A 13,608-nucleotide genomic window follows, 5' to 3' on the forward strand; every position below is an offset into this window, starting at 1 on the left:
ATTCTGTCATTAAACAGACAGCTACTTTTTTATTGTTCAAAATTTAAAAACCCTTGAAAGAGCTTGCTAACAGGGTTTTTATCGTTTTATAGTCTTTCTACTCCTTACCTATTTCAATTCTTGTGCCATTCATATGGTAGTCATATGTTCCTTTGTCATCGTCATACACCATCTAAGAATGGTATAACTAAAGTTCCTGGATGACTTTACACGGATTACCAAAAGCAAGAGTATTGTCCGGGATATCCTTCGTGACAACACTTCCGGCACCAATAGTCACATTATGTCCTATGGTAACTCCAGGGCAAATAACTGCATTTCCGCCAATCCGGACGTTATCACCGATTGTTACCGGCAAACTTGAAGTTACATACGATGCTCCTTTAGGATTTTCTAGTATCCTTTCAGATGCCTTTAAAGGATGTGAAGCCGTATAAATTTGTACATATGGCGCTATAAGCACATTTTTACCGATTGTGATTTTGTTATCATCCAAAAAAGTACAGTTCATATTCACAAATGTGCCTTCGCCAATGGATATATTATTTCCATAATCGCAGAAAAAGGGAGATTCTATCCAAACACCCTTCCCGATGTGTTGAAAAAGTTGGGATAGGATTCGTTGACGTTCCTGAGTTAAGTCGGCTTCTAAACTATTAAGTTCCTTGGTCAATTTTCGTGCATGGAAATACATCTCCAACAACTCCGGATCTCGGGAATTATAGACCATTCCTTGAAGCATTTTTTCCCTTTCTGTCATACTGTGTATTTTATTTTGAGGTATACATTGTGGAATATCCCAATCAATTTAGAAAAACTTTTCGGCCAAAACTGTAACAATAGGTAAATTGAGTCATCTCTAAGACAAACCAATCACTTTTTGAGCCAAAGTAAGGTACATATTGATGATTTATTACAATCGTGCAGGGAAGGTAAGCAAAGTGCACAACTGGAAGTTTACAATCGGTATTATAAGGCGATGTACAATACCGCCTTACGGATTGTAAAGCACAGTGCCGAGGCCGAAGATGTTATGCAGGAATCGTTTTTAAACGCGTTTACGAAACTGGATACTTTTAGAGGCGAGGTAACTTTTGGAGCATGGCTTAAAAGAATTGTTGTAAACAACAGTATTTACCATTACAAAAAGCAACGTAAAAAGAATGAAGTTGCGCTGGATGATTTAATGTACAAGGTCGAAGATAATGACGGAATTGCTTCGGATCATGTGTTTGCTGAACAAAAGGCTCAAAAAGTAATGGAAACCATGAAACGCTTAAAAGATAATTACAGAATTTCTTTGACCTTACATTTAATCGAAGGGTATGACTATGAGGAGATCAGTTCCATTATGGATATGAGCTATGCAAATTGTAGGACTACCATTTCCGAGCAAAAGAAAGTCTTAGAAAACAACTATTAATTGCAAACTGATGGAAAAAGAAAATTTAGAAGATTTTTTCAAGGAGCTTCATGGCCAGTTTGATACGGAAGAACCATCATCAGGGCATCAAGAACGCTTTCCGGCAAAACTAAGTGACTCCAATCAAACTATTACGCTGAACAAACCTCGAGTCAATTGGTGGAAACCTTTGTCCATTGCGGCATCCTTGGCACTTTTGGTTGCATTGGTATACGGGCAACTAGATTTAAACCCAAGTTTGGAAGAGCAAGTGGCAGAGATTTCACCCGAGGTTGCCAATACCCAATTTTATTTTGCCAGCCTCATTGAAGAACAGGTGAAGGAACTGGAGGCCGAGGATAGCCCCGAAACAAAAAAAATCATTTCCGACACCATGATTCAACTTAAAAAACTGGAACAGGACTACAAACTGTTGGAAAATGAACTATTGGAGGGTGGTAACAGTAAACTGATCTTGAGTGCTATGATAACCAATTTTCAAACTAGAATTGACTTGTTGAATGATGTTTTAAGTCAAATTGAAACCATTAAAAATTTAAAAAATTACAATGATGAAAACTTTACTATTTAAATACGGCATATTATTAATTTTTCTTTGTCCTGCATTACTATCAGCGAAGAATGGCGGAAAATTAAACGGTAAGTATACCAAGGAAAAAACTATTAAGAAAGAGTTTAACGTGAATTCTGACGCTCTCTTGAAGGTGGATAACAGCTATGGAAACCTGAATATCACCTCATGGAACGAAAATAGGATTATGATAGAGGTGCATATCAAGACCAATGGCAACAACGAAGAAAAAGTGCAGCAAAAACTGGATGATATTTCAGTAAATTTTGACGCCAGTAGTTCTATGGTTTCTGCTAAAACGGACTTCAATGACAATAAAAGTGGATGGGGATGGAATTGGGGTAAAAACAACAATGTAAATATGCAGATTAACTACACCATCAAATTGCCCATAAAAAATAGTGTTGACTTGGACAATGACTACGGGTCTATTATGTTGGATCGTATAGATGGCCACGCAAAAATAAGTTGTGACTATGGAAGACTGGAAATTGGAGAACTTAGGGGCAGAAACAACCAATTGAATTTTGATTACACCTCGAATTCGACCATTGAATTTATGAACAGTGGTGAGATTAGAGCGGACTATTCAGGATTTACCATAGAAAAAGCGGGTGACTTAAAGGTAAATGCAGATTATACCAATGCTAAAATAGACCAGATGGATAATTTGGTTTATAGTAGTGATTATGGAAAAATGGAGGTTGGAAGCGCTAAAAACATAGAAGGCAATGGAGATTACATCACTATAAAATTGGGCACCGTTCACGGAAATGTGGATATTTCATCGGATTATGGTTCGATTCGAATAGATGAGCTAGCCGAAGATGCAGGTAATGTAAATATTAGAACGGATTACACCGGAGTTAAAATTGGCTATAGTTCCAATTATCACTTCGATTTCAAAATCACTACAAGCTATGCGGGAGTTAGCGGTAAAGATGATTTTGTGACCAACATAAGTATGGAAAAATCAACCTCAAAGCACTATGAAGGGTATTATGGAAGCCAAGGAAGCGGAAATATGGTTACCTTGAACAGCGATTACGGTGGCATAAGTTTTACCAAAAATTAATATCAATCAAAGCTTGAACTAAGTTCAAATCAAAAATCAATTAAAAAATGAAAAAAATCGCAACACTAGCCATTGTTTTAGCAATGACAATTTCATGTTCCGCCCAATGGGGCAAAAGAATTAATGGTAATGGGGATGAAGTCACCATTAAAAGAACAACGGGTGACTATGATGCCATAGGGGTTTCCGGTTGGTTCGATGTATATCTTGTAGATGGAAAGGAAGGGGAGTTGGAATTATCCGGAGAATCCAATTTACTAGAATATATTGTTACCGAGGTGAAAAATGGAAAATTGGTCATTAAGACCGAAAAAGGTGTGAATCTAAAGCCATCCTCTTGGAAAAATGGAATCACCATCACCGTTCCTGTTGAAAGTGTGGATGCCATAGCCTTATCCGGTTCAGGGGACATTGTAAGTAAGACTACTATAAAAACAAATCATTTGGATACGGCCATGTCAGGTTCTCGGTGATATCACATTGGACGTGGATACGAACTCCGTAAGTGCAAGCATGTCGGGTTACGGGGACATCACATTGAGTGGTAGCACCAAGGATTTTGAAGCGACCATTTCAGGTAGTGGGGACATTAAAGCGTTTGAAATGGATGCAGACAATGTGGATGCCACTGTTTCAGGTTCCGCGGACATTGAAGTTACCGCCAATAAAATGCTAAAGGCGAGGGTTTCAGGTTCCGGAGACATTACTTATAAAGGAAATCCCGAAAAACTAGATACCAAAACCTCCGGTTCCGGAGATATCTCAAAAGGATAAAATCAAATAGCGAACAATCAACAACTGTAAAAAGGCCTCTTATTCAAGAGGTCTTTTTAACTTTTTAACCCTGGTCAAAAGCAACATTCCTACAAGAAAAAAGATTCCTAAAAAAATAATGGCATTTCGCATACTTCCCGTAAATTGGGCAATAAACCCGTACAAAAAAGTACCGATTATGATACCTATTTTCTCGGCGACATCATAGAAACTAAAAAATGAAGTGGTATCCTTGGTTTCGGGAATAAACTTGGAATAGGTTGAGCGCGACAACGCCTGAATCCCTCCCATGACCAAGCCTACGCATCCAGCGGCTATATAGAAATCCATCGGTGTAATCACGAAATAGGCATATACGCAAATGGCTACCCGGAGCGCATTTACAGCAATCAAGGTTTTGATATTACCAAAATTTTTGGATGCCCAAGCAGTAACAGAAGCCCCAAAAATAGCGACGATTTGAATGACCAAAATACTTACTATTAGGCCAGTAGTACGTTCCGTATCAGAACCCCATCCTATTTCCTCCTCCCCAAAATAGGTAGCGATTAACATCACGGTTTGCACGGCCATGCTGTAAACAAAAAAAGCGCCAAGATACCTTTTTAATCGGGTCTGATTACCCAATTGGTGCCAAACCATTTTCAACTCCTTAAATCCATTCAAAATAACATTGGTACGTTCTCCTTCCCTCTTATTTCCCTTTGGTAGAAAGTAAAAACTATATTGCGCAAAAATTATCCACCATATCCCTACCGAGACAAAGGAGTATTTCATGGCTTTAATTTCCGAAACGCCATTGGCATCTGTTGTAATTCCGAAAAGTTCAGGTTTCATCACCATGGCCAAGTTCACTAATAACAATAAAACACTTCCAATATACCCTAAGGAAAAACCCTTTGCACTTACGGCATCCTGTTGTTCCGGATAGGCAACATCAGGCAAATATGAATTATTGATGGCAAAACTTACCCAAAAACCCACCAAACCAAAAAAATAACAGAGTAGCCCAAAATATATATTTTCAAGTGAAAACCAATTAAGACCTATACAGGATAGTCCTCCTAAGTAACAAAAGAACTGCATGAAAATTTTCTTGTTTCCTAAATAATCTGCTATTCCTGATATTATTGGAGTGATGATAGCAATACATACGAAAGCTAGGGAAGTTGTATAACTGATAAGAGGGGCTCTTGCTATTTCACCCCCAAAAACGGATACCTTTTCTATTTCCGCTACGCGAAAAAGAGCACCGTAAAATATGGGAAAAACCGCAGAAGAAATAACAAGACTATAGACGGAATTGGCCCAATCATAAAACGCCCAAGCGTTCAATAGTTTTTTACTTCCTTTTTCTACTAAGGTTCTCGCCATAAAAAGTATAAAGCCGTTCAGAGGAACGGCTTCAATATACAATAAATTGCAATGTTCTATTTAAAATTAGTAACACCAAATTTTGCCGCTTCCGCAGCCGCTTCAGGTGCCCATGCCGTTAAATTGTTAATCCTGGTATCATTGGAAGGGTGAGTGCTCATAAACTCCGGTGGGCTTTGACCACCGCTTTGCGCCTTCATACGTTTCCAAAGCTCGGCAGCTTCATAGGGATTATATCCTGCAATTGCCATAATTTGGAGTCCGATACGATCTGCCTCAGTCTCGTGGCCCCTACTAAAAGGTAACATAACGCCTAACTGGGAACCAATACCATAGGCTTGGTTGAACATATTCCTTTTTTCAGGATCTTGAATCGCAATATTTCCCGCTACAGCTCCAATTTGTTGTAACGTACCAGCACTCATCCTTTGAGCTCCATGGTCTGCCAAGGCATGGGCTACTTCATGGCCCATAACCACCGCTACTCCTGTCTCTCCTTGGCATATAGGTAGTATTCCTGTATAGAAAACAATTTTACCCCCTGGCATACACCAAGCGTTTACGGTTTCATCCTTCACCAAATTGTATTCCCATTTGTAATCGTTTAAATATCCCGGATATCCATTGGCCGCAAGCCATCGCTCCGCAGCGGAGGAAATTCTTTGACCAACCCTTGTAATCATGTGCGCTTCGGAAGTACCGTTGACTACATCATTTTCCCCTAAAAACTGATCGTATTGGGCAAAGGCCATTGGAAAAATCTGACTATTTGGGTAAAAATTCAATGTTTTTTGACCTGTAAAAGGATTAACCTTACAAGCTGATACAGCCGTAAATATGCTTAATATTAATAGTATTTTTTTCATTTCATTAGTGTTTTTGTGGAATCGAAAAATACAAAATAATTATTTTGAGGTTAGATGTAAAAGCGTAAAGTTTTTGTCTATATAAAAGGTGTTATTACCATTTGGGCGAATGGATTTCAAGGATACTTCTTCGTTATCTACCTGAACTTTTCCAATTTTAAAGGGCAATCCAAAAAAGTTAAATTTTAGAGTTTCATATCCCGTAACAAAACTGCCATCTTTAAATTGTTGAATTGTTAAAGACTTCTCCTTTCCTGTCAATTTAAAATTTCGTAATGAATATCTTCCTTTCTTATAATCATAACCATCTTGCGCATCTTCATAGACCTCAGATGTTTCAATACCCAATTTATAATAGACATCCAATATCAACTCCTGAATGTCCACCTCTCCTACATATTGTTGAACGGGATATTTAGGAATGATAGCACCCGCCTTTATATAAACAGGAATTTTTTCCAATTCAGCGGTCACCCAACGTTCCTTGCCCCCACTCAATGATTCCTGGATCCAAAAATCGTACCATTTCCCTTTTGGAAAATACATTCTCCTTCCCAAAGCATTGGGTTCCTGAATGGGACATACCAAAATTTGATTTCCAAAGATGAACTCATCTGTCCTGAAATGGGTTTGTGTATCTTCCTGATCAAAATATACTAAAGGTTTTAGCATAGGAATATGGTCCTTGCTGTATTTATGGAACATGGTATACAAGTAGGGAAGTAATTGATAACGGATTTCAATAAACTTTCTAACAATGTCCGTAATATCGGAGCCAAAGGACTATGGTTCTTGGTCTCCTTGGTCACCACTGGAATGAACCCTGCAAAAAGGGTGAAACACACCCAATTGAATCCATCTTGCAAAAAGCTCACCGTTGGGCTGCTCTGCAAACCCCCCAATATCCGATCCCACAAAAGAATAGCCGCTCATGCACATTCTTTGCACTTGTACATTGGCAATCCAAAGATGTTCCCATGTGGCCACGTTATCTCCCGTCCAAGTTGATGAATACCTTTGTGTTCCTGCGAAAGCCGCTCTGGTTATCACAAAAGGTCTTTTAGGGTATACATATTTTTTAACCCCTTCATATGTAGCTCGAACCATTTGCATTCCATAGACATTATGGGCCTTTCGATGCGTACATGGGTGTCCATCATAATCATGTCTTGTATCCAAAGGTGCCGTTTTGCTTGGCACCTCCATTACCGCAGGTTCGTTCATATCGTTCCAAACGGCATGCACCCCTATATCTGACATAAATTCCTTATAAAGCTCAGCCCACCATTCTCGAACTTCGGATTTGTAAAATCCGGAAAGTTACACTCACCAGGCCATACTTTGCCGTGCATCAAAGATCCATCACCTCGTTTACAGAAATAATCATTCTCCAAAGCTTCTTGATATACCCAGTAATCCCTATCTATTTTAATTCCGGGATCTATCATTACTACGGTCTTAAAACCATCCATCTCTAATTCTGAAATCATTCTTTTAGGGTCTCGGAAAATGGTTTTTGTCCCAGGTAAAACAACGGAAACCGTCCATATAGTCGATATCCAAATAAATGGCATCGCAGGGTATTTTATGTTCCCTAAATTTACTTGCGATTTCCTTGACATTACTTTCAGGGTAATAACTCCATTTAGATTGATGGAATCCCAATGCCCACAGAGGTGGCAAATCCGGCGTCCCCGTTAAATTGGAATAGGCACTAACAACGGTTGACATATCTCGCCCATAAAAAAAATAATAGTCCATTTCACCACCATCTGCCCAAAAACTAGTTATGTTTCGTTTCTCATATGCAAAATCAAAATGGGTCTTGAAACTATTGTCAAAAAAAACACCATAGGCCTTGCCCCTATTCAAACCAATATAAAATGGAATAGCTTTATACAATGGGTCTTGGTCCTTTCCATAGGCATAGGAATCCGTCACCCAATTCTCAACGCGTTTTCCCTTTAAATTACTATGGGTGGATTTGTCACCCATGCCGTAGTAGCTTTCACCGGTGGGGGTAATTTTACTCATTTTCACGGTATTGCCACCATACTCATAGTTTTCTTCCCAATGAAAACCTACCTCATCCTCGTTTATGATAACCCCATCTAAATCGGAAATCTGAGTACGGAGAGACATTTTATCCACTAAAAGCTGGATTCTCGCCGTTTTGATAAGATACTCTGTTTCGTTTTCGGTTACTTCCGAATACTATAACCAAGTGATGCTTCCTCATCTATGGCATACGAAAAATCAGGCTCAAAGATATGATTGGTGGCATATCTAAAACGAATAACACTTCCCCTTAAAATAGTAACCTGTAGGATTACTCCGTTCTCAGTAGTGAAGTATAGCTTATCATTATCCTGTTTAAATTCAACTATATGATTGGGATACAAATTGCCTTTATATTCCAATTCGGTATTTGTGATCATAACATCTAGAATTTTGACGTTGGCAAGAGAAGAATACTGACAAATAATTTTAAAAACGTATTCAATAAATACACCTTAACCTTTTCGAAGTGATTATTTTAAAATTACAACACCTAGTGGCGGAATGGTGATTTGGATAGATTTTTTATGTCCATGCCACTCCTTTGTGGAAGTTTTGATATCTGCATTAATTTTACCGGTTCCTCCGTATTTCACATCATCACTATTTAACACCTCTTTTAACTTGCCTTTTTTCGGAATTCCTATTCTATAATTTTCCCTTAAAACAGGTGTAAAATTACAGGCCACAATAAGGTCGTTTTTGGCATCATGTCCCTTCCTTATATAGGTTAATACAGAGTTTTCATGGTCACCATAATCTATCCATTGAAAACCCTCTCGGACTAAATTGCTTTTCATAAAGCGCAGGAGAGCCTTTATATAGGGCGTTTAAATCCTTCACAAATTGTTGTACTCCGAATGCACCTCATATTGAAGAAGGTGCCAATCCAAACTATTTTGAAAGTTCCATTCGGCTGTCACGGCCAAACTCACCTCCCATGAACATTAGTTTAGTCCCCGGATGGGTAAACATATAACCGAACAACAATCTCAAATTGGCAAAACGTTGCCATTCGTCCCCAGGCATACGATATACTAAGGATTGCTTTCCATATACTACCTCATCGTGAGAAAACGGCAACATAAAATTTTCAGTGAAAGCGTAGGTCATACTGAATGTTAAGTCGTTCTGATGATGCTTTCTGTAGATAGGCTCTTTCTTAAAGTATTCCAATGTATCGTGCATCCAGCCCATCATCCATTTCATACCAAAACCAAGCCCTCCGTATTCCACCGGTCTAGACACACCTGAAAACGCGGTGGACTCTTCCGCTATGGTCTGAACCGAACCTTGAAAACTTGCTTGAACTTCTTGATTGAGTTCCCTAATAAAGGACATGGCCTCCAGGTTTTCGTTGTTGCCATACATATTGGGTTCCCATTCGCCATCCTCCCTGGAATAATCCAAATATAACATAGATGCAACGGCATCTACCCTTAAGCCATCCACATGAAATTGATCTAGCCGTGAAAAGTGCATTGCTAATCAAGAAAGCCCGCACTTCATTTCTACCATAATTAAAGATCAAACTCTTCCAATCCGGGTGATATCCCTTTCTTCTATCCGGATGTTCATATAGATGGGATCCATCAAAAAAACCAAGTCCATGGGCATCCTCCGGAAAATGCGAAGGAACCCAATCCAGAATGACCCCAATATCGTTTTGATGAAAAGAATCCACCAAAAATTTAAACTCTTCGGGTGTCCCAAATCGGAGGTGGGTGCAAAATATCCTGTCAACTGATATCCCCAAGAAGGGTCGTAAGGATATTCCATCACGGGCATAAATTCCACATGGGTGTAGCCCATTTCCTTTACATAGGAAACCAACTCCTTTGCCAACTCCTTATAGGACAGTACATTATTACTCTTGTCCCTCTTCCATGAACCAATATGAACTTCGTATACGGAATATGGTCTATCGAGCCCATTTTTATCCTTTCGGTACCCCATCCAATCAGAGTCCTTCCACTCATAATCTGCCGACCACACTACGGAGGCAGTTTTGGGCGGATGCTCGCATAATCTCCCAAAGGGATCTGCCTTTTCTGTCCATATATCATTATTGTGCGATTGGATTTTGTACTTGTATTTCTCTCCTTTTCCAATTTTTGGTATAAATCCTTCCCAAATACCACTGGAATCCCAACGTACGTTTAATCGGTGTTCTTCTGCATTCCAATAATTAAAATCACCAACTACTGACACGGATTTTGCCGATGGGGCCCAAACTGCAAAATAGGTGCCCTTTATTCCATCGACCTCTATCATATGCGAACCTAGTTTGTCATATAAACGATAGTGTTTACCACCCTTAAATAGGTCTATATCAAAATCTGTAAATAACGAATGAGGTATTACTTTGGACATAACTAAGTGTTTGGTTTGCCTGTAAATCTAATCAACTTTACTCGATAATCGAGATTTAAATGTTTCTAAGCCTACTTCAAAAATAAAATTTAGTTTTTTTGAAGATATGTATACCTACACCCAATTTTTATTATTGATCATTTTAAATCTGTAGGATATATTTTCTAAAATACTAAAATTGGAACGCTTTTTGAATAACTTGATTAAAATTAATAATGGTGAACCAATAAAATTCAATATCATGAAAAAAACAACGATTCTACTTAGCTCGATAATGGCATTCTTTTTTATGGCCTGCGAAGGACCACAAGGCCCTCCAGGTTTTGATGGTTTGGATGGAAGAGACGGTATCGATGGACAGGACGGTATCAACATTTTAGGAAAAGTAATCGATATTCAGGGTACTTTTGATGCAGCGAACGATTATTCCATATTTTATGAATTTCCGCAAACCATAGAAGTATTTGAGACCGATGTTGTTTTAGTCTATCTTTTATGGGACCAAACAGAGGATGGCAACGGCGATCCTGTAGATATTTGGAGATTAATGCCACAAACCGGAATTATAGACCAAGGACTTCTTCAATACAATTATGATTATACCTTTTTTGACGTAAGTATCTTCTTGGAAGCAGATTTTGACCTAAGCACTTTATTACCCGGGGACACGGATGATCAGGTATTTAGGATTGCCGTACTACCGGCCGAGGTGGCACAAACTGGAAAACTGGATGTTACCAATATCAATTCTGTAATGAGCAGGCTTGGAGTATCTGAAAAAGATGTTCAAAAAGTAGTTTTAAAATAAAGCCTCGAAAATATGAATTCAAACCCCGATTTCTCGGGGTTTTTTATTTTGATTCATTTAGAAAATCTTAACTCCTCTATAATTATTTCTACTATATCTTTGAAAGGATTGGGTCAATTAATCGACCTAACAAGAAAATGCTATTCTTGCTCGAAATAAGTTTTTTAATTCAGTACAAAAACAAAAAATAACAAATGAAATATTCAGTTTTATTAGTGGCCTTGGCCTTATTGACCAGCTGCAGGGGAGTCTCCCAAGATAAAGATATCGCCAAAGACCAAAGCCAAGAAAAAAATAAGGAGTTTAAAATTCAAAAAACGGAGGCCGAATGGAAGGCGGAATTAACGGATGCAGAGTTTTATGTCTTACGTAAAGCAGCCACCGAAAATCCATTTACCAGTGAACTTTTAGATAACAAAAAAAAAGGAACCTATGTTTGCGCAGCATGTGGAACCCCACTTTTTAAAAGTGAAACCAAATTTGACTCCGGTACAGGGTGGCCAAGTTTTTACAAGGAAATAGAGGGTAACGTCGGTTATGATGTAGATTACAAAATTGGATATAAAAGAACCGAAGAACACTGCGCTAACTGCGGAGGCCACTTGGGCCATGTATTTGAGGACGGCCCGGCGCCAACGGGTCTAAGACACTGTATAAATGGAGTTGCCCTCGATTTTGTCGAAGGGGAGTAATTCAATGAATTACCCAGTGAACCTACAATGCGATTCGAAACTTTCTTCAGAGAAATTTTCCTTTATATTATTATGCACATTTGAAATCTGATTTTTAGTAGCCTGCGTTCTTTAATTCCATCTTAAGTTAAAATTCCGATTTGGTTTTGTATTTTTGCACCTCAATTTTCAACCACAAAAAAAATTATATATGAGCACTTTTGATGTCATTGTTTTGGGTAGTGGGCCAGGCGGCTATGTTACAGCCATAAGAGCCTCACAGTTAGGTTTTAAAACAGCTATAATCGAAAAAGAAAATCTAGGTGGTGTCTGTCTAAACTGGGGGTGTATCCCTACCAAAGCATTGCTAAAGTCTGCTCAGGTATTTGAATATTTACAACATGCCGGGGACTATGGTCTTCAAGCGGAAGGTGTTGATAAGGATTTTGAAGCTGTTGTAAAGCGAAGTAGAGGTGTTGCCGATGGCATGAGCAAAGGTGTTCAATTCCTGATGAAAAAGAATAAAATTGAGGTAATCAATGGTTATGGAACTTTAAAATCTGGTAAAAAAGTTTCCGTAAAATCAGAAGATGGCAAGGAAACCGAATACAGCGCTGAGCATATTATAATAGCAACCGGAGCCCGTAGTAGGGAATTACCAAGTTTGCCACAAGATGGTAAAAAGATAATCGGTTACAGAGAAGCCATGACGCTTTCCGAGCAGCCCAAGAAAATGATCGTTGTAGGGAGTGGTGCCATTGGTATTGAGTTCGCCTATTTTTACAATTCCATGGGAACGGAAGTGACCGTGGTCGAATATTTACCCAATATAGTTCCCGTGGAGGATGAGGACGTTTCCAAGCAATTGGAGCGCAGTTTCAAAAAGGCGGGTGTAAAAATCATGACTTCAGCGGAGGTAACCTCGGTAGACACAACAGGTAGTGGTGTAAAGGCGACTGTAAAAACATCGAAAGGCGAGGAGGTTTTGGAGGCGGATATTGTACTCTCAGCCGTTGGAATCAAAACCAATATTGAAAACATAGGTCCGGAGGATGTAGGTATTGCAACAGATCGCGACAAGATTTTGGTTAACGATTATTATCAAACCAATATTCCAGGATATTACGCTATAGGAGACGTCACTCCAGGTCAGGCATTAGCCCACGTTGCATCGGCAGAGGGAATACTTTGTGTTGAGAAAATTGCAGGAATGCATGTAGAACCGCTGGATTATGGCAACATTCCGGGATGTACCTATTGCTCTCCTGAAATTGCTTCTGTTGGTCTTACCGAAAAGCAGGCTAAAGAGAAAGGTTTTGATATCAAGGTTGGAAAGTTCCCTTTCTCAGCAAGTGGAAAAGCAAAAGCTTCAGGAGCATCCGATGGATTTGTGAAGGTAATCTTTGATGCCAAATATGGTGAATGGCTTGGATGCCATATGATTGGTGCAGGTGTAACTGACATGATTGCAGAGGCGGTCGTAGCTAGAAAACTGGAAACCACGGGTCATGAGGTTTTAAAAGCCGTGCACCCACATCCGACCATGAGCGAAGCGGTTATGGAAGCCGTTGCAGACGCTTATGATGAAGTCATTCACTTATAAAAATTAAGGGCA

General features: G+C 39.1%; 10 protein-coding genes and 3 pseudogenes. 8 read left to right on the top strand and 5 right to left on the bottom strand.

What is annotated here, in order from left to right:
• Positions 1 to 187 precede the first annotated feature (187 nt).
• The gene (locus NYZ99_RS12840) at positions 188 to 760 is read right to left on the bottom strand and encodes a sugar O-acetyltransferase (RefSeq protein ID WP_260571533.1); all 573 of its coding nucleotides are present in this window, start codon (positions 758 to 760) and stop codon (positions 188 to 190) included.
• Between the two features lie 120 nt (positions 761 to 880).
• Between NYZ99_RS12840 and NYZ99_RS12845 the strand changes: the two are divergent.
• The 5 genes and pseudogenes from NYZ99_RS12845 (at position 881) to NYZ99_RS21975 (ending at position 3,843) form a co-directional block, all read left to right on the top strand.
• A pseudogene (locus NYZ99_RS12845) lies at positions 881 to 1,434 on the top strand (RNA polymerase sigma factor).
• Positions 1,434 to 1,994 (top strand): hypothetical protein, encoded by a 561-nt coding sequence (locus NYZ99_RS12850; RefSeq protein WP_260571534.1) that lies wholly within the window; start codon positions 1,434 to 1,436, stop codon positions 1,992 to 1,994. The pseudogene NYZ99_RS12845 and the gene NYZ99_RS12850 overlap by 1 nt, the downstream one beginning before the upstream one ends.
• Entirely contained in the window at positions 1,975 to 3,069 is a 1,095-nt protein-coding gene (locus NYZ99_RS12855) for a DUF4097 family beta strand repeat-containing protein (RefSeq protein WP_260575242.1), read from the top strand. The genes NYZ99_RS12850 and NYZ99_RS12855 overlap by 20 nt, the downstream gene beginning before the upstream one ends.
• A gap of 47 nt (positions 3,070 to 3,116) precedes the next feature.
• Positions 3,117 to 3,542: a GIN domain-containing protein gene (locus NYZ99_RS21970; protein ID WP_338039002.1), complete on the top strand. Its 426-nt coding sequence runs from the start codon at positions 3,117 to 3,119 to the stop codon at positions 3,540 to 3,542.
• 13 nt (positions 3,543 to 3,555) lie between these two features.
• Positions 3,556 to 3,843 carry a GIN domain-containing protein gene (locus tag NYZ99_RS21975; protein ID WP_338039003.1) on the top strand — a complete coding sequence of 96 codons (288 nt, stop codon included), beginning with the start codon at positions 3,556 to 3,558 and terminating at the stop codon, positions 3,841 to 3,843.
• 39 nt (positions 3,844 to 3,882) lie between these two features.
• Here the strand turns inward: NYZ99_RS21975 and NYZ99_RS12865 are convergent, their stop codons facing one another.
• The 4 genes and pseudogenes from NYZ99_RS12865 to glgB all read right to left on the bottom strand — a co-directional run bounded on the left by NYZ99_RS12865 (position 3,883) and on the right by glgB (position 10,514).
• Complete coding sequence (locus NYZ99_RS12865; protein ID WP_260571535.1) at positions 3,883 to 5,217, bottom strand: MFS transporter; 1,335 nt, start codon at positions 5,215 to 5,217, stop codon at positions 3,883 to 3,885.
• A 56-nt stretch (positions 5,218 to 5,273) separates the two neighbouring features.
• Complete coding sequence (locus NYZ99_RS12870) at positions 5,274 to 6,083, bottom strand: M48 family metallopeptidase (RefSeq protein WP_260571536.1); 810 nt, start codon at positions 6,081 to 6,083, stop codon at positions 5,274 to 5,276.
• 39 nt (positions 6,084 to 6,122) lie between these two features.
• Positions 6,123 to 8,521, bottom strand: a pseudogene (locus NYZ99_RS12875) (glycoside hydrolase family 31 protein).
• A gap of 93 nt (positions 8,522 to 8,614) precedes the next feature.
• A pseudogene (gene glgB / locus NYZ99_RS12880) lies at positions 8,615 to 10,514 on the bottom strand (1,4-alpha-glucan branching protein GlgB).
• A gap of 241 nt (positions 10,515 to 10,755) precedes the next feature.
• Between glgB and NYZ99_RS12885 the strand changes: the two are divergent.
• From NYZ99_RS12885 to lpdA, 3 genes are all read left to right on the top strand, one after another.
• On the top strand, positions 10,756 to 11,322 hold the full coding sequence (locus NYZ99_RS12885; RefSeq protein ID WP_260571538.1) for a collagen-like protein: 567 nt from the start codon (positions 10,756 to 10,758) through the stop codon (positions 11,320 to 11,322).
• Between the two features lie 194 nt (positions 11,323 to 11,516).
• A complete protein-coding gene (gene msrB / locus NYZ99_RS12890) occupies positions 11,517 to 12,014 on the top strand; it encodes a peptide-methionine (R)-S-oxide reductase MsrB (RefSeq protein WP_260571539.1) in 498 nt (165 codons plus the stop codon).
• 190 nt (positions 12,015 to 12,204) lie between these two features.
• Positions 12,205 to 13,596, top strand: a complete 1,392-nt coding sequence (gene lpdA, locus NYZ99_RS12895; RefSeq protein ID WP_260571540.1) for a dihydrolipoyl dehydrogenase — start codon at positions 12,205 to 12,207, stop codon at positions 13,594 to 13,596.
• Positions 13,597 to 13,608: the final 12 nt, after the last annotated feature.

The organism is Maribacter litopenaei (assembly GCF_025244665.1).
GTDB lineage: Bacteria > Bacteroidota > Bacteroidia > Flavobacteriales > Flavobacteriaceae > Maribacter > Maribacter litopenaei.